This is a genomic window from Negativibacillus massiliensis (assembly GCF_900148495.1).
In the GTDB taxonomy this organism is placed as follows: domain Bacteria; phylum Bacillota; class Clostridia; order Oscillospirales; family Ruminococcaceae; genus Negativibacillus; species Negativibacillus massiliensis.
In genome coordinates this window covers 1183813-1201677 of record NZ_FTRU01000008.1, presented here as the reverse complement: position 1 = coordinate 1201677, position 17865 = coordinate 1183813, and the positions used below count along the sequence as shown (strand labels likewise).

At 43.9% G+C, this 17865-nt stretch carries 15 protein-coding genes; 7 read left to right on the top strand and 8 right to left on the bottom strand.

Going from position 1 to position 17865, the window contains the following annotated elements; translation table 11 throughout:
- The first annotated feature begins 201 nt into the window (after nucleotides 1-201).
- Entirely contained in the window at nucleotides 202-1725 is a 1524-nt protein-coding gene (gene cls / locus BQ5375_RS11570; protein WP_076918168.1) for a cardiolipin synthase, read from the top strand.
- Nucleotides 1726-1773: 48 nt separating this feature from the next.
- Here the strand turns inward: cls and BQ5375_RS11565 are convergent, their stop codons facing one another.
- Nucleotides 1774-2550 (bottom strand): hypothetical protein, encoded by a 777-nt coding sequence (locus BQ5375_RS11565; RefSeq protein WP_022132342.1) that lies wholly within the window; start codon nucleotides 2548-2550, stop codon nucleotides 1774-1776.
- Nucleotides 2551-2632: 82 nt separating this feature from the next.
- The gene (glgB, locus tag BQ5375_RS11560) at nucleotides 2633-4468 is read right to left on the bottom strand and encodes a 1,4-alpha-glucan branching protein GlgB (protein ID WP_022132341.1); all 1836 of its coding nucleotides are present in this window, start codon (nucleotides 4466-4468) and stop codon (nucleotides 2633-2635) included.
- A 229-nt stretch (nucleotides 4469-4697) separates the two neighbouring features.
- Between glgB and ald the strand changes: the two genes are divergently transcribed.
- The gene (gene ald / locus BQ5375_RS11555; protein ID WP_022132340.1) at nucleotides 4698-5807 is read left to right on the top strand and encodes an alanine dehydrogenase; all 1110 of its coding nucleotides are present in this window, start codon (nucleotides 4698-4700) and stop codon (nucleotides 5805-5807) included.
- A 59-nt stretch (nucleotides 5808-5866) separates the two neighbouring features.
- Here ald and BQ5375_RS11550 read toward each other — a convergent pair whose 3' ends face one another.
- Nucleotides 5867-7057 carry a pyridoxal phosphate-dependent aminotransferase gene (locus BQ5375_RS11550; RefSeq protein ID WP_076917960.1) on the bottom strand — a complete coding sequence of 397 codons (1191 nt, stop codon included), beginning with the start codon at nucleotides 7055-7057 and terminating at the stop codon, nucleotides 5867-5869.
- An 87-nt stretch (nucleotides 7058-7144) separates the two neighbouring features.
- The gene (locus BQ5375_RS11545; protein ID WP_022132338.1) at nucleotides 7145-7915 is read right to left on the bottom strand and encodes a DUF8091 domain-containing protein; all 771 of its coding nucleotides are present in this window, start codon (nucleotides 7913-7915) and stop codon (nucleotides 7145-7147) included.
- Between the two features lie 492 nt (nucleotides 7916-8407).
- Here BQ5375_RS11545 and BQ5375_RS11540 point away from each other — a divergent pair, with 492 nt between their 5' ends.
- The 5 genes from BQ5375_RS11540 to BQ5375_RS11520 all read left to right on the top strand — a co-directional run bounded on the left by BQ5375_RS11540 (nucleotide 8408) and on the right by BQ5375_RS11520 (nucleotide 13311).
- Nucleotides 8408-9493 (top strand): PucR family transcriptional regulator, encoded by a 1086-nt coding sequence (locus BQ5375_RS11540; RefSeq protein ID WP_022132337.1) that lies wholly within the window; start codon nucleotides 8408-8410, stop codon nucleotides 9491-9493.
- A gap of 345 nt (nucleotides 9494-9838) precedes the next feature.
- Nucleotides 9839-10534, top strand: coding sequence for a cell division ATP-binding protein FtsE (ftsE, locus tag BQ5375_RS11535; protein ID WP_022132336.1), 696 nt, complete (start codon nucleotides 9839-9841; stop codon nucleotides 10532-10534).
- A complete protein-coding gene (gene ftsX, locus BQ5375_RS11530) occupies nucleotides 10524-11450 on the top strand; it encodes a permease-like cell division protein FtsX (RefSeq protein WP_022132335.1) in 927 nt (308 codons plus the stop codon). Before ftsE ends, ftsX begins: the two co-directional genes overlap by 11 nt.
- A gap of 25 nt (nucleotides 11451-11475) precedes the next feature.
- Nucleotides 11476-12792, top strand: a complete 1317-nt coding sequence (locus tag BQ5375_RS11525; RefSeq protein WP_076917959.1) for a murein hydrolase activator EnvC family protein — start codon at nucleotides 11476-11478, stop codon at nucleotides 12790-12792.
- A 102-nt stretch (nucleotides 12793-12894) separates the two neighbouring features.
- Nucleotides 12895-13311 (top strand): hypothetical protein, encoded by a 417-nt coding sequence (locus tag BQ5375_RS11520; RefSeq protein WP_022132333.1) that lies wholly within the window; start codon nucleotides 12895-12897, stop codon nucleotides 13309-13311.
- Here BQ5375_RS11520 and BQ5375_RS11515 read toward each other — a convergent pair.
- From BQ5375_RS11515 to BQ5375_RS11500, 4 genes are all read right to left on the bottom strand, one after another.
- Nucleotides 13308-13811 (bottom strand): GNAT family N-acetyltransferase, encoded by a 504-nt coding sequence (locus tag BQ5375_RS11515; RefSeq protein WP_022132332.1) that lies wholly within the window; start codon nucleotides 13809-13811, stop codon nucleotides 13308-13310. The genes BQ5375_RS11520 and BQ5375_RS11515 overlap by 4 nt on opposite strands.
- Nucleotides 13812-13890: 79 nt before the next feature.
- Nucleotides 13891-15843, bottom strand: a complete 1953-nt coding sequence (gene lysS, locus BQ5375_RS11510) for a lysine--tRNA ligase (RefSeq protein WP_022132331.1) — start codon at nucleotides 15841-15843, stop codon at nucleotides 13891-13893.
- A 357-nt stretch (nucleotides 15844-16200) separates the two neighbouring features.
- Nucleotides 16201-16671, bottom strand: coding sequence for a transcription elongation factor GreA (greA, locus tag BQ5375_RS11505; protein WP_022132330.1), 471 nt, complete (start codon nucleotides 16669-16671; stop codon nucleotides 16201-16203).
- 261 nt (nucleotides 16672-16932) lie between these two features.
- Entirely contained in the window at nucleotides 16933-17793 is an 861-nt protein-coding gene (locus BQ5375_RS11500; RefSeq protein ID WP_076917958.1) for a hypothetical protein, read from the bottom strand.
- Nucleotides 17794-17865 lie beyond the last annotated feature (72 nt).

Genomic DNA, 17865 nt, shown 5'->3' with positions numbered 1-17865 from the left:
AGAGAAATTTGAGTCGGCGTAATAACTTTTTCTCTTTTTTTCTTTTGCCTTCACATTTTTCCCATACATATTTAAGTTTATCATAAAATCAAAAGAAAAACCAGTCCTTCTTTTAATTTACAAAAAATTACATGATTGAAAAGCAATAGGGGATATGATAAGATAGATGAAAAGAAAGCCGAGAAAGGAAGAAAAAAGATGCTGAAAAAGGTTCTGCGTTTTTTGACACAACGCGTTGTAATTACAGCGTTGTTCATTTTGATTCAGGCAGTACTGCTGTTTGGGATTATCTGGAAACTCAATAATTATTTTGTTTATTTCTATGCAGCAAGTGTTTTGCTGAGTGTTGTAATGACATTAAAAATTATCAACGACAAAAGCAATCCGGCATACAAGATTGCCTGGTTGATCCCGATTTTGCTGCTTCCGGTATTTGGCGGATTAATCTATATTCTGTTTGGTTCAGACCGTACCGGACATTACATGCGTAAAAAATTAAAGCAGATCGGAACGGAAATGAGGGAACCGATTCAGCGAATGAGTGAAGCTTCGGGTATTGAAAAGGAATCAGAAGATGCTGTCAATCAATCGCAGTATATCACCCGCAATGCCTACAGCCCGCCATATAAAAATACACAGACAGAATATCTTCCAATGGGAGAAATCAAATTTGAACGAATGGTGGAAGAACTGAAAAAAGCAAAGAAATACATCTTTATGGAGTATTTCATTATTCAGGAAGGAAAGATGTGGAACACCATTCTGGATATCCTGAAGGAAAAGGCAGCTCAGGGCGTAGATGTCCGCGTGATTTATGATGACATGGGATGTATCATGACATTGCCGAACGGATACAACAAAAAACTGGAAAGCTACGGAATCAAATGCAGTGTCTTTAATCCGTTTGTGCCGATTTTGTCCAGCAAATTCAATACCCGTGATCACCGAAAGATCTGTGTAATTGACGGAAATGTCGGCTTTACCGGAGGAATCAATCTGGCAGACGAATATATCAATGCCTATGAAAAGCATGGACATTGGAAGGACACTTCGGTCATGCTTAAAGGAGAAGGTGTATTTGCACTGACAGCAATGTTCCTGTCCATGTGGGACTACCTGCATGAAGAAAAGGAAGATTACTCCAAATACTATCCTACCGAATGGGATACCAGTGCCCCGGGCTATGTTCAGCCATTTACCGACAATCCACTAGATGACGAGGCAGTGGGAGAGACAGTATATCTTAACCTGATCAACAAGGCAAAACACTATGTTTATATCACAACCCCATATCTGATTCTGGACAGCGAAATGATCACCGCTTTGAGCATTGCAGCAAAAAGCGGAGTTGACGTCCGAATCATCACACCGCACATTGCGGACAAATGGTATGTGCATGCTGTTTCTCGCGCTCACTATGAAAATCTGACCGAAGCAGGGGTAAAGATTTATGAATATACGCCCGGCTTTATTCATGCGAAAACCTTTGTAGTGGACGACGATTATGCAGTAGTGGGAACCATCAATCTGGATTACCGCAGTTTATATCTGCATTTTGAGTGTGCTGCATGGATGTATCAGACAGACAGCGTTGCGGCGGTAAAGGAAGACTTCTTTAAGACCCAGCAGCTAAGTCAGGAGATCACCCTGGAAGAATGCAGGAAAGTTTCTTTTGTGCGCAAACTTGGCCGTTCGGTATTAAGAGTATTTGCACCTTTGATGTAATGAAAATAAAAAAGGAAGAGCATTTTGCTCTTCCTTTTTTGTATGCTGTTATTTGGAAAGAAGGTCGAGAAGATAGCTGTTTAAAGCATCTGAATCAGAAAAATCAACGAAATCTTCCGGTGTAAAAGTAACATTTCCAACTTCCTGAGCATTTCCCAAAAGATCCTGACGCATTGCATCAAATTCTTCTAAAGAGATTTCGTTTGCACCGGCCATAATGCTGTCATAGTAGGTATCCACTCCGTCGTAGGTAGTGGAGAACAGGATTTCCTGCAAAACTTTTCCGTCTTCCATCATGATATAGCTTTCCTCTGTTTCGTTTTGAGTCTCAGAGGTCAGTTCCCGAACTGCAACATGTTTGAGAATCGCGCCATTTTCTCCCTGATACACAGTGAAGTTCAGTTCCGGTGAGGTGTTGGAGAGAACAAAGGTTCCAAGCTCTTCGGTTTTATCGCCGCTGATCCGGTAGACTACAGCGTTAAAGTTTACATCGTTGTCATACAGGAAGATCAGCTCTTTTGCTCCATCGTTGTCCATATCTTCCAGAAATGCACGCCCCTGTTGATTGCTGGTAACGCCTTCCTCTTCGATTTGTGCCCATTTGTCTGCCCAAACAGTACAGAAATCTTTGGCAATTTCTTCGTTGGAACGACTAAACGAAACATCAGTGGTTGAAGTATTTTCTTCCACGCCAGATTCATCAGATGTTTCCTGTGTGGTTTGTCCGGAAGATTCCTGCTCGTTCTGCTGAGAGCATCCAAACATTCCAACTGCAATCACTGCTGCCAGAATAGATGCGAATATTTTTTTATTGTATTTTGTCATGGCAATTCCCCCATTTTACAAATCCAAATCATTTTTTCTGATTCTATTGTACCATAGGATTTGTATGAAAGAAATGCAGGAATTATGAAATCTTCTTTTTTATGTTTTTCTTTTGAGGTTCAGATGGCTTTAAAACGACACCGCTGAGAGCGGGAACAGTCAAGGAAAGAGTGATTTTATCACTGTAAGGATATTTGCTTTTGACAGTAACATCGCAAACGTTTGTTTCCTCCGGATCAAGTGTATCCAGAATCGAAACAAGACCACAATCCAGTTCCAACGTACATTGAGCATCCTTGTCCGAAAGATTGATGGCAGCAATCAGGCTGTTTTGCTGATAATCGCTGCGCTGAATGACAAAAATAGACGGTCCCATATGCAGCCAGCGAAAATACCGACTGTCGTAGTCCTGTTCCCACAGGCAGGGAAATTCAAGATATAGCTTGTGGAGTTTTTGCAGAAACTGATGAAATTTTTGATGAGCAGGATAGCTTAAAAGATTCCAGCCGGGTTCACGCTGTTCGCTCCATTCCAAAAATTCGGCAAGTTCGTTGCCCATAAAGGAAAGCTTTTTGCCCGGATGGAAGAACAAATACAGATACAGGCATCGCAGCTGTGCAAATTTTTGCTCATAGTTGCCCCAAAGCTTGTCAATGATCGTTTTCTTGCCATGGACCACCTCATCGTGTGAAAGAGGGAGAAGGTGGTTATTCTGATAAAAGTAGCTCATCGAGAACAAAAAGCGATTGGTCATGGCAGAACGTTCTCCAAATGGGGTAGCAAGGTAATCCAGAGTATCGTGCATCCATCCCAGATCCCATTTGTAGTCAAATCCCAGTCCGCCATAAACTACTGGTGCAGTCACTTTTGGGTAGTCACTGGAATCTTCCGCAATCAGCATGACTTCGGGGTGTTCCTGCCACAGGTCATAATTGACACTGCGCAAAAACCAAAGGCCGGCATCATTTAGTCCATCTTCTTTTTTTTCATTGCGGTAAATTAGGTTTGCAACAGCATCGTAGCGGATACCGTCCGCATGGTAGACGGAGATCCAGAAATTTAAAGAGGAGCGCAGAAAGCTGATAACGTGAGGCTTTGTAAAATCAAATAAAGCGGTGTCCCATGGGCTGTAGCGCTGATTTTCGTCATCCGGCTCGTACATACAGGAACCATCAAACAAATGAAGCGCATGAAAATCCCGAACGAAATGGGTGGGAACAAAATCAAAGATAACCCCAATTCCTGCCTGATGACAGCAATCGATCAGCTTCATCAGCTGTTCGGGTTTTCCATAGCGGCTGGTAGCGCTGAAGTATCCCGAAACTTGATATCCCCAGGAGGCATCCAGAGGATATTCGGTCAGTGGGAGCAGTTCGATATGGGTATATCCCATCTCTTTTAAATAAGGGATCAGCTGGTCGCAGATTTCATCATACTGGTAGAAACATTCTGCATCCTCTCCATCTTTTCGTTTCCAGGAGCCGAGATGCAGCTCATAGATGTTGAGCGGGCGATCGAAGTTTTTACCGCGTTTGGAAAGCCATTCGCTGTCCTGCCATATGTGGTGATTTAAACAGGTGATGACAGAAGCATTTTCTGGTCGGAGTTGACTGCTGAACGCAAACGGGTCAGCACGGTCCCACACCTCACCGCTCTGGGTAGTGATCTGGTATTTATAACGCTGTCCTTCCTGCGGGTCAGGGGAGACCAAGGTCCACACGCCGCAGTCCAGCCGCTGCATCTGCCAGGGCTGCCAGGAACTGAAGTCACCGATCAGGCAGACGTTTTTTGCATTGGGGGCATAAACGGTAAAGCGCACCTGAGAGCAGTTATCCTCCCATACAAAGTGTGCGCCGAAGTGTTCATATCCAAACAGCCCCCGTCCGCGCAGATATTCGATTATTTTTTCTCTATCCATTCTCACGCCACCTTCCTGTAATTTCTGATTCTATTATACGATTTTCCAGTGCAGTTGAACAGTACCATCTGACTTTTCGTCAGAAATTTTAAAAAATAGTTGATAAAAAATTATCAACTATTGAAAAATTACTGTGAATCATGCATAATGTAGAAGGAGAGAAATCTTGGAACATAGTTTGGAGAGGTCTTTCCAAATATCGGATTCGAGGAAAGTGAGGCATGAATTTATGAAGATCGGAAGCGTTAAGGAAATTAAAAAGTATGAGTACCGTGTTGGTCTGACCCCAGATAATGTAAAGAGTTATGTCAATGCAGGACATCAGGTATATATTGAACGCAACGCCGGAGTCGGTTCTGGTTTTATGACCGAGGACTATGTCAAAGCCGGTGCAATTATTCTGGAAAGCGCAAAGGAAGTCTGGGCAACTGCAGATATGATCGTTAAGGTAAAAGAACCGCTTCCCGATGAATACCCACTTTTCCGAAAAGGGCAGATTATCTATACCTACCTGCATTTGGCAGCAGACCGTGCACTGACCGATGCAATGCTGGCAGCAGGAGTGTCCGGAGTTGCTTATGAAACACTGGAAGACAGAGGCTATCTGCCGCTGCTTGCACCGATGAGCCAGATTGCCGGCAGACTGAGTGTGCAGGAAGGTGCAAAATATCTGGAGAAATTGTATGGTGGTTCCGGTGTATTGCTTTCGGGTGTACCAGGAACGCCAAAAGCAAAAGTTGTCATCCTTGGCGGCGGAAGCGTCGGAACCAATGCGTGCAAGATTGCTGTGGGCATGGGTGCGGATGTTACCATCATGGATATCAACATCCACCGACTGGAATATCTGGATGATATTTTTGGCTCCAGAATCCAGACACTGTATTCCAACGATGTAAACGTCGAGAATGCACTGAAAACGGCAGATCTTGTCATCGGCAGTGTATTGATTCCGGGCAAGAAAGCGCCGAAGATCATTCGTCGTTCCTACCTGCGTGAGATGCGTCCAGGTTCGGTTATCGTTGACGTAGCGGTTGACCAGGGCGGTTGCTGTGAAACCACCCATATGACCTATCACGATGACCCGATTTACAAAGTAGATGGAATCGTACATTATTGCGTGGGAAATATGCCGGGTGCTGTTCCAAGGACATCCACCATTGCGCTGACCAATGCAACTTTGAGCTATGGCCTGCTGCTTGCAGAAAATGGTCTGGAAGCTGCCTGCCACAAAGATCCAAGAATGTACTCCGCAGTCAATACCTATGACGGTAAGCTGACCTACAAGAACGTTGCAGACAGCTTCAAGATGGAATACACTGATATCCATGAATGCTTTTAAATACTATTAAAAGATAAATAAAAAAGATTCGTCCACTTTTAAGTGGGCGAATCTTTTTGTTAAGAATGAAAGATTTCTTTTGCAAGCTTTTCAAAGGCAGGCAGCGAGCGCAGAATCTGTTCCTTGCTGACACAGTAGGAGAGACGGAAATGTCCTTTTCCGGCAAAGGAAGAACCTGGAACCAGCAGGATGTTATATTTTTTTGCAAGTTCGCAGAAAGCCTTATCATCACCATCTGGTACTTTCGGGAAGAGGTAGAATGCACCCTGTGGTTTGATACACTCAAATCCCAATTTAGTGAGGTGCTGATATAGAATATCGCGATTTTCCTGATAGATGCTGACATCGACGCTTGCATCCAAAGTTTTTGCGATTACCTTCTGGAACAGGGAAGGCGCATTTACAAATCCAAGGATTCGGGTAGCAACGTTGAGCGCCGAAAGAATATCGGAAAAATCATCCATATCGTTGTTTACAACGATATAACCGATTCGTTCTCCCGGAAGGGAAAGAGATTTGCTGTAAGAATAGCCGATGAATCCATTATGGAAGTAGTGAAGAATGAAAGGAACGGTGACTCCGTCATAAACGATCTCACGGTAAGGTTCGTCCGAAATGACATAGATGCTGGTGGAAAGCTCCTGTTCCTTTTCGGTCAGCACCTGTTCCATCTGGGAAAGCAGCTCTGCCGGATAGACAACACCGGTTGGATTGTTTGGTGTATTCAAAATGATGGCTTTGGTTTTGCTGGTGATTGCTGCTTTCAAAGCAGTCAGATCTGGCAGGAAAGTTTCCGGATCAGTATTGACGATCACCAGCTTACCGTCAAAATTCTGCACATAGTTTGTGTATTCGCTGAAAAATGGCGCAAAGACAATGACCTCATCTTCCGGATTGAGCAGGGTCTTTAAAATGACATTCAGTCCACCTGCTGCCCCACAGGTCATGACGATATTCTGTGCAGAAAATGCAGTGCCATGCTGATGATTGATATGTTCCGCAATGGTTTGACGAACATCTTCATAGCCGGAATTGTTCATGTATCCATGAACAGTTAACGGATTTTCTTCATTCAAAATATCGGTGATCGCAGTGCGGATTTGTTCCGGCGGTGTGACACTTGGATTGCCGATGCTGAAATCGAATACATTCTCTGGTCCGTACAGCTTGGCAAGACGATTGCCTTCCTCAAACATAGCGCGGATGACCGAACTGTTTTTGACAAGATTTTGCATTTTATGAGAAATCATGGTGAAAACCTCCAAAAAGGATCAATTTCATTTGACACTTTATCGATTCAAAGCGATAATATTATTATAATACTTCCCTTTTAAAAATCAAGGGAGGATTTGTTCTTTCACGCGATACAAATAAAAACGATTTTTGATGCCGACCTGTTCAATCAAACCAAGTTTACGCAGAACCAGAAGGAAATAGGAAGTCTGCCGGCTATTGAGGCGGCAAAGACTACGGATATCGGAGGAGCAAAACTCCGGCGGAAGATCGTCGGGCAGAAACTGTAAAAGATCGGAAGGGGAGTTTAGCGCGACTTCACCTAAAATAGAGGAGGGTACCATCTGAGAGCGAGAGGAGCCTTTTTTTGGGTTCTTGTCGTATCCATCCAGCAGACGGTATTCTTCACTTTCCAAAAGGGGAAGGGTGAGTGAAAATTTTTCCTGCCATAACAGGTCCAAAATACTGTACAGTTCCCGAAACAGGTCATAGGCGGCTGTCTTTTTGGGAGATTTGCGGCGTGAAGTAATTTCACCGGTTTGAGGGTCAATCCAGACAACCCATTTGACCAGCACCACAGGATAGACAATCCTAACCGGATAATGTTCCAAAAAGAAGGAGAGTTTCTTTCGCATCTGTCCAAATCCTTTGGTTTGGATTTCAATGACACCATTTTGATCTGCAATATCTGCAACAAAACGTCCCAGATTGATTTCCTGACAGCTGGGATTAGGGCAGTAATAATTTTTCAGGATAGCATGCTGCACCTTTTCGGAAAGAGAGCCGATACCGTGCTGTAAAAAATTATGATCGAAAACAAGATCCCGGCATCGGATAAACTCCTCCGGTCTGGGAGATTGAATCTGTAATGGCATGTTGGGTCACTCCAGTTTGACGGATTAAGAATCATTCAGCATGATTATACCATTTTAAGAGTGAAAAAACAAAAGTCTGGGAAAATATGGAGAAAAAAGAAATAAAATTTGAAAATTTTGTAACAGGGGAAAATAATTTTGCAAAGTTATCTGTAAAAATACAATGATATTTCTTTAGAATTAGGGTGAACTGACAAAAAACAAAATATTCTGTTTGTTTTTATGCAAGTATACTGTGGCTTACAAATATGATAATTTGCAGATGGAATCCTTTGTATAGGGTTGCTAAGTGAAATTTTAACAAGGTTTTTCCACCAAAAAATGGGAGAAATTTGACAATTTTGGTGGGGATAGAAAAAAATGATTGAAGTTTACCAACTTTTCTTCAATTTTATATTGCATTTTGATTAAAAATTATGTACACTATATATAACAGAGTAAAGAGCGTCAATTGGGATATTGACGAATAAGGATAGAAGAGGGGATTTGTTCATGTCTAACAGATTGTTTCAAGGAATTGTTCATCAGATGAGAGACTCCATCGACCGTGTCATCGGCGTGGTAGACAGCTATGCGGTCACCATCTCCTGCAGCGACTTGACACGCATTGGAGAAACCAATGAATATCTGGTTTTGGACCTCAACGAAAATACGGACATTTTTGTCCGCGACGGTTACACCTACAAACCGTTTGGAACAAGAGCAAAACCAGATTATGCGGTATTTGTAGAAGGAACCGATGAAATTGCAACCAAATTCTGCAATATTCTGGCAATCTCTTTTGCAAGCATCAAACAGTATTATGATGAAAAGTATGACCGCAACAACTTTATTAAGAATGTTATTCTGGAAAACATTCTGCCGGGTGATATTTATGTCAAGGCAAGAGAACTGCACTTCAACACCGATGTAAACCGTGTTGTTCTGCTGGTACGTGTTGTCTCTTCCAATGATATTTCCGCGTTCGATGTTATCCAGAACCTGTTCCCGGACAAGCAGAAAGACTTTGTATTCAATATCAGTGAAAAGGATATTGTTCTGGTCAAGGAGATAAAGGCGGGTATCAACAGCAAAGATATCGAAAAACTTGCACGCTCGATTGTAGACACTCTGGGCAGCGAGTTCTATACCCGCGTTGTTGTTGGTATCGGAACCATCGTTTCGGGTGTGAAAGAGCTGAGCAAGTCCTTTAAGGAAGCGCAGGTTTCCCTGGAGGTTGGAAAGGTATTTGATACAGAAAAAGCAATTGTCAGCTACAACAACCTTGGTATTGCCCGTCTGATTTATCAGCTGCCAACCACACTGTGTGAAATGTTCCTCAAAGAGGTATTTAAGAAAGGCTCCATTGACAGCCTTGACCACGAGACCCTGTTTACTATCCAGAAATTCTTTGAAAACAATCTCAACGTTTCGGAGACTTCCAGAAAACTGTTTGTACACAGAAATACTCTGGTATATCGTCTGGAAAAGATCAAGAAACTGACCGGCCTGGATTTGAGAGAATTTGATCACGCAATTGTGTTTAAAGTAGCATTAATGGTAAAACGTTATCTGACCGCAAATCCAGTAAAATATTAATTTTTGCCACAATGACAGGCTCGGGAAGATTTCTCGAGTCTGTTTTTTTGGTCTGTATTTCAAAAGAAAATATAATTTTTTGTTTTTCGTCTGTAACTTGTCTTGGAAAGAAAGACAAAACAAAGTAAAACATTACAAATGTCGCCAGAAAATGTAAACTTTTTTTCAAACTCGAGAGCGAATATGAGCAAAGTGTTGCGAGAAAAAACAAAATGTATTATAATTGTGAATGTTAAATCAGAAAAAATTGGCAGGAAAGCTCGTAAAAGATCATGAGATGCGGGCAGAAGAAACTTGCCGCCAGAAAAGCTGTCTGGTAATTATTTATGATAAGGCGGTGTTGGGGTGATTGAATTTACCAATGTCTCCAAAGTCTACGATAATGGAACCAAGGCACTGAATAATGTCAGCCTTCGTGTAGACAAGGGAGAATTCGTATTTGTTGTTGGTCCTTCGGGAGCAGGAAAGAGTACCTTTATCAAACTGTTGCTTCGTGAAGAGACTCCGACCAAGGGAATTGTAAAAGTAAACGGATATAACTTAAATAAAATCAAGAAACGTCAGATTCCGCAGTTCCGTCGTTCGCTGGGCGTTGTGTTCCAGGACTTTAGATTGATTCCGCAGATGACCGTTTATGACAACGTTGCATTTGCACTGCGTGTTACCAATGTAACCAACCGCTCGATTCGTCAGCGCGTTCCTTATGTGCTGGGACTGGTTGGCCTTGCGGCAAAGGCAAGAAACTATCCGGATCAGCTTTCGGGTGGTGAGCAGCAGCGTGTCGCACTGGCAAGGGCTTTGGTAAATAACCCACCGCTTTTGATTGCGGACGAGCCTACCGGAAATATCGACCCAGAACTTTCGCTGGAAATCGTAGAGCTGCTCAACGAAATCAATAAATACGGTACAACAGTTGTTATGGTAACACATGAGCACGAACTGGTGTCCCGCTTTAACCGTCGTGTTATTACCATCGACCACGGCAGCGTGGTTGGAGATGGCTCGCTGAACGATGATTGGGGGGATTTCTATGAAGGGTAGCAGCATGGGTTACCTGCTCAAAACAGGTTTTAAAAATGTGTACATGAACCGACTGATGTCCTTTGCATCGATTGGTGTTCTGGTTGCCTGCTTGATGTTGATCGGCAGTGCGGTTCTGCTCTCGCTGAACATGCAGGTAATTGTAGGCGCTGTTGAGGATGAAAACGAAATGGTTGCCTTTTTGAACATGGATGTTTCGGACGAACAGGCAAAACAGATCGGTGAAGAAATCAAGAACATACCGGAGATTGAGGAATACTACTTCTACTCTTCGGAAGAAGCATGGGCAGAAGAACAGAAAAAATGGGGCGCAGCAAGCGCTATGGTAGAAGTTGACGTGGACGGAAACGATTTGGGTCCGATTCTTCCAGATGCTTATCGTATTAAACTGAAAGATGTCAGCCAGACTACCCTGGACAGCGTGGAACAGCAGCTTCTGGAAATTGATGGAATTGATCCGGATATCCGCACACCAAGTGAAGAAGCCACCATCCTTTCGGATTTGGAACGAGCAATCTCCACTGTGGGTGGTGTCATTGTCATCATTCTTGCAGTTGTCTCGGTGGTTATTATTGCAAATACCATCAAAATTACGATCTTCTCGCGCCGCAAAGAGATCAGCATTATGCGACTAGTTGGTGCGACCAACACCTTCATCAAAATGCCATTTATCATTGAAGGTATGCTGATCGGACTGATTTCTGCGCTGATTGCATTTGGCGGTCTGTGGGTCGCATACAACTACGCCACCCAGTTTATTATGACCAATCCTTCCTCTTGGCTGGAAATCGCGATTGGCAGATTGATTAACTTCAAAGATATTGCACATTACATGTTAGCAGGATTTGCAATCGGAGGCTGCGGTCTGGGTATCATCGGAAGTAACCTCTTTATCCGCCGTCATTTGAAGGTGTAGCCATAGAAAGGAAGTGCAGGCATCTGTGGAACAGAAAAAAACAGGTGGTTTGTTAAAATGGATTGCAGTTGCTCTGGTGGCAGCAATTCTGCTTGCTTTGCCTGCTTCGGCGTCTTGGGAGACAGAAACCAGCACGCAGGATGACGATTATATCAGCGTGGAAGATTCGGAAACCTTACGCCAGCAGGAAATCGACGAGGCAAACCAAAAGAAAGCAGAACGCGAGCAGCAGAAACAGGAATATCAGAGCCAGATTACCGACTTGCAGTCCGAGCTTGATAAACTCAAAGAGGAACAGGCGGAACTCCAAAACAAGCTGGCTGGTGTTACTGATAAAAAACAGCAGGCTCAGGCAGTTAAAGATTCGCTGGATGCGGATTTGAACAATGTGTTGAGTCAGATCAGTACCTTGACATTACAGATCGATGCAATGAATGAATCGATCAAGATGACACAGGAGGATATCGAAACCTCTAAGAAAAATATTAATGAACAGATCAACCTTCTGAGAAAAAGAATCCAAACTTCCTATAAGGCTGGATACAGTGATGCTTTGTCGGTTGTACTGGGAGCAGACAGCTATTATGACAGCTTGGTCCGCACCAAGGTAATTACCGAGATTGCAGACCGCGATCAGGAGATTATTACCGAGCTGACTCAGGAAAAGGAAGAGCTGGAAGAAAAAGAACAGCAGCTCAAACAGGAACAGGAAGAACTGGAAAAAGCTAACAGTGAGCTGGAAGATTCCAAGAGCTCCCTGAGCAAGAAGATCAGTGCGGCACAGGCTGAAATTGAAGATATCAGCAAGCTCGAATCCGAGTATATGGCAGACGTAGCGGCAAGCCAGCAGAAAGCAAAAGAGATGGAAGATGAGATCTCGGCGGTATACGCTGCAATCGACAGTCTCTCCACTGCTGAAAACAGTGAGTATGTCGGCGGTGAGATGAAGTGGCCGCTGCCAGGATACAGCACCATTTCTTCCGGTTATGGTTGGCGCTTTAATGGTACAGACTTCCACACCGGTATTGATATCACCGGCGGCGGATGTATGGGTGCAGATATCGTTGCAGCCAACACCGGAACGGTTGTTAAGGCAAACACCTCCTACGTTGCAGGAAGCGGCTATGGTATGTATATCATTATTGACCATGGCGGCGGAAAGAGCACACTGTACGGACACTGCAGTCAGCTGCTGGTATCCGAAGGTCAGGTCGTTTCCCGTGGACAAACAATTGCAAAAGTTGGTAGTACCGGATGGTCGACAGGTCCGCATCTGCACTTTGAAGTGCGTGAAGGCGGTCAGCACGTCAACCCGCTTCCATATTTGCAGGGCAATGGTTAAAATCAAAAACCTCCTTCTCTTGTCAGAAGGAGGTTTTTTTGGTATTCTTATAAAGAGAGAAGAATAAAATAAAGAGAATCGAACAGGAAGGGAGGGATGACGATGAAAAACAACAGAATGGATGAATGGATGGAGGTACCGGTTGCCCTGATTAGTACCCTTTTGATGCTGTTGGTCAGCTGGTTTGTTTTTGATCTGTTTGGATTTTCCTGCGACCAGACCTGGCAGTTTATTTTATTTATGATTGGTTTTCTTGCTCTTGATCTGCTTTTTGGTGAGCTTTCAGACCGTTTGGAATTGTGGTTGGTCAAGAACCGATGGATACGGGGATTTTGGGAAGTGACCTTAAGCCATGCTATGATCGATTTTCTCAGCGCTTTGGGAATGTTGTTGATTTTGCGTCATCTCCCTGGAATCCATATCAAAGCGGTGGGAGCTTACCGTTTTGCATTTGTTTGGGGCTTAACCTCGGTTGCAGTCTGCTGCTGGGATGAATGGGGTCCCAGAGATGAGGATTAACCCAAATCAGAAAAAGCAAGAGAGAAACGGATTTCAGCCCCAACGGGGTCCTGTTTGCGAGCACCATCTGGGGTAAATCCCATCTTAGTATAAAAACAGTGCGCTGCAGTGTTGCTTTCCAATGCCCACAGGGTTACTTTGTTCATCCCCAGTTTCTTTAACTCATCAAAGGCATACAGCATCAGTGCTTTTCCAATTCCTTGTTGTTGGTATTCTTTTAAAAGGTAGATTGCCCGAATCTCACCAGTGAGGCTGTCAGCGTCCGGATCGCGACTTTTGCAGTAGCGACAGAAGCCGGCAGGAGAACCATCCACCAGTGCGATTAAAAACTGTTTGCATCCTTCCGCCTCGAATCGCTGCTGACTGCGCTGAGCAGAAAGTTGGTTCAGAAAGTTTTGATCGATCAATCCAGTATAAGTTTGCAGCCAGGATTGGTAGTGGATCATACCCAGATCGGCGGCATCGGAAAGAGAGGCAGGACGAATAATAAGGGATGTCATTTTGTAGCCTCCTTTTTTATTTTTTACTGATTGCTAAAATCCCCCTGAGAATTTCTCAGGGGGATTTTTTGTGTAAACTTTAGTAAAGTTTTGCACCAGCAGGGATGCGGTCATTGACCATCAGAAGGTTCAGACCTTCGTGACCGTCTTCTTCATGAACCGCAGAAATCAGCATACCGCAGGAATCAATACCCATCATCTTGCGAGGTGGCAGGTTTACGATTGCGATGCAGGTCTTGCCAAGCAGTTCTTCTGGTTCATAGTATTCATGAATACCGCTGAGGATAACACGGTCAGTGCCGGTTCCGTCATCCAGAACAAATTTCAAAAGCTTTTTGCTCTTTGGAACTGCGGTACATTCTTTTACCTTTACAGCGCGGAAATCCGATTTTGCAAAGGTATCAAATTCTACCATCTCTTCAAAGAGTGGCTCGATCTTTACTTTGGAGAAATCGATTGGTTCTGCTTTTACTTCTTCCGCAACTGGAGTGGTTGCAACAGGTGTGGTTGCAGTAGCTTTCTTTGCTTCTCCGCCGATTGGCTTCATAGTAGGGAAGAGCAGAACGTCACGAATGGATGGCTGGTTGGTCAGGAACATAACCAGACGGTCAACACCCATACCGAAACCACCTGTTGGCGGCAGACCGTATTCCAGAGCAGTGATGAAGTCGTTGTCCATATCGGTAGCTTCTTCGTCGCCCTGTGCTTTCAGCTCCAGCTGATGTTCAAAACGTTCTTTCTGGTCGATTGGGTCGTTAAGCTCGGAGAATGCGTTTGCAAACTCACGGCCGGTGATGAACAGCTCGAAACGTTCGGTGTAGCCCGGGTTATCTGCCATTCTCTTGGACAGAGGGGAGATTTCAACCGGATGACCCATCAGGAAGGTTGGCTGGATGAGCTTGTCCTCAACGAATTCATCGAAGAACAGATTGAGAATATCGCCTTTGAGGTGACGTTCTTCGTACTGAATGTTGTGCTCTTTTGCAACAGCTCTTGCTTCTTCCAGAGTGTGGATTTCGTTGAAGTCTACGCCGGCATATTTCTTAACAGCGTCAACCATGGTGATACGTGCGAACGGTTTGCCAAGGTCGATTTCTTCGCCGCCATAAACGACTTTGGTTGTGCCCAGTACCTTTTCGGTAACATAGCGCAGCAGCTCTTCAGTCAGGTTCATGATGTCTTCGTAGTTGGAATATGCCTGATAGAACTCGAGCATGGTGAATTCCGGATTGTGTTTGGTGTCCATGCCTTCGTTACGGAATACACGGCCGATTTCGTAAACCTTATCAAAGCCGCCGACAATCAGACGTTTCAGGTGCAGCTCAAGAGCGATACGCAGATACATATCGATGTTGAGGCTGTTGTGATGTGTGATAAATGGACGAGCAGCAGCACCGCCTGCGATATTGTGCAGAACAGGGGTCTCAACTTCCAGATAACCTTTTGCATCCAGGAAGTTGCGCAGCTCTTTGATGATCATGGAACGTTTTACGAATACGTCACGAACTTCTGGGTTCATGATAAGGTCAACGTATCTCTGACGGTATCTCAGGTCAGTGTTGGTCAGACCATGGAATTTTTCCGGCAGAGGCAGCAGGGATTTGGACAGCAGGATTGCCTCGGTAGCACGGATCGAGATTTCACCGTGTTTGGTACGGAAAACCTCACCCTTTACGCCAACGATATCACCAATGTCCCATTTTTTGAACTGGTCATAGATTTCTTCGCCAACAATGTCGCGTTTGATGTAGACCTGAATTCTGCCGGAAGAATCTGCAACGTCAAAGAAGGATGCTTTACCCATTGCACGTTTGCTCATGATACGTCCAGCAATGGAAACAGGCTGATTCTCCAGCTCATCAAAACGCTCAGCAATCTGCTGTGCGTAGATGGTGCGGTCATAACGGGTCTGTTCAAATGGGTTTCTGCCAGCTTCTTTTAAAGCGGCAAACTTTTCGCGGCGAACACGAAGCACTTCAGAAAGTTCTTCAGCGGTCGGTTCGGTGTTCTGGTTTTCCAGATTTTCTGCCATGTATTTTCCGTCCTTTCGGTATGATAATTTACAATAAAAAGTATCTGCATGAATGCAGACAGTTACACCCTATATTATAACTTTTTTTTCGACGAAATACAATCAAAAAATAACGGCGATTTCTTGCGTTATTTCGTTACTTTATACCAAAGCAGCTTGAAGCTGTACACTGTATCGCGCTTTGGTTTGGTGGGAAGTCTCGGTTTCAGCACACGGCGACGCTTAAGTTAGCACACTCGCTCGGCGAGTGAAAAAATTTCGATAGAACCAAAAATTTTTATTTGCCTTTGGCACCAAGTTTCTGCAAGAAAAAAAGCAGGGTGAATTCACCCTGCTTTTTCTAAAAGAAATAATCTGTTATTCAACGTTTACGATCTGATACTCGATTTTAGCACCGGATGGTACCGTTACCATAACCGAATCGCCTGCTTTGTGACCAAGCAATGCTTTGCCGACAGGGGACTCATCAGTGATGGTGGACATATCGTTGCTCGATTCAACCGAGCTGATGATACGGTAGGTCATTTCATCGCCAAATTCCACGTCACGGATGGTAACAAAGCTGCCGATCGAAACAGTACCTTTGTTATCAGATTTTGCAACGATTTTTACATTTTTCAGCTGATTTTCCAGAGTAAGAATACGAGCTTCTACGATTGCCTGTTCATTTTTGGCTTCATCGTATTCGCTGTTTTCGGAAAGGTCGCCAAAACCGCGTGCAACACGAATCTTTTCCGAGATTTCTGCACGGCGGGTAGTTTTCAGTTCATTGAGTTCTTTGACCAGGTCGTTGTAGCCTTCCTGGGTCATAACGATTTCGTTAGCCATGATGCATGCTCCTCTCAGCGGCAGATGGTGGCATGGTCCACAAAAGCCGCCGTTTTATTTAATGGGTTATTTTGGATGTACAAACATCCTATCAACAAGATACCCTTTATGCAGTCGTTTTCAGTTTTTGGGGTAACGTTTGTGATAATAGTTGTATTATAGTCAAAGAGAAGGATGCTGTCAAGCAGGAATCAGACAAAACACTTAAAAATAATGGAAACAGATTCAAATATTTTGTAAATTTTTGAGCTTTTAAATCCTTTATCCCAAAACTCCTTCGCGAAATCGTTCCAAAAGAAGACCGGCAGCGTCATACGGGGTAAGGAGAAGCTGTCCGCTGTCAGAATTTTGGCGGCAGATTTGTCGACAGGAAGTTTTCTTTAATACGGAGCATCGTCCGAGGCTGTATAATGCAGAAAGAAACTCAGCTGCGGGAATATCTGTTCCTGTAATGCCGGTCAGGGAAGGAGGAAGAATGGGTACAGGTGAGTGAAACAAAATGGTATGCTCTGGGACAGTATCTGGAGGAAAGGGGAGAATGCAGGGAATATCATGATGTACCAGCTGATTTTCCGGTGAAAAAATCAGCTGGCAGTCCAGTAATATGTGTGATTCAGAAGAAAATAAAACAGGTGCTCCATACTCCTGCATCATCCGGTGTGCAAATTGTTCGGCAGCAGACAGATTTTCGGTGAACAGATGGACCTGCGGCAGGTGACGCAGTGCAAATTCGGCAAGTTCCGGATGATGAAAAACAGGATCGACAATGCCGAGAACTTGACAGGGAAAAGGAATTCCGCTGAGCGTGAGCAGCTCAATAGCAGAATTTAAGCAAAGTATCTGCATAAATTCAGGATACTGTTTGCACGAAAAAAAGTTCATTCCGTTTTTTTCTAGACGCTGACGGGTTTGGGGTGGGATATTGGGGGAAAGGATAACCGGAGAAGGGCAAAGTTCACACAGCTTTTTTGCAGAGAGGTGTTTGATGCGCCCTAACTGTACATATTGTATCTTTTTGCCAAACAGGGAAAGTGTTGTACTTTTTTCAATCATTCGGGGAAAAAAGGGAAGAAACCGTTTATTATGACGCAGTGGAAGTGGGCAGGAAATGATGGACAACAACAAAGTGCCTCCTTTCATAAGGTATTGTTAGCATTACTATATGCACAAACAGAAAAGTTCATGAAAGATTTT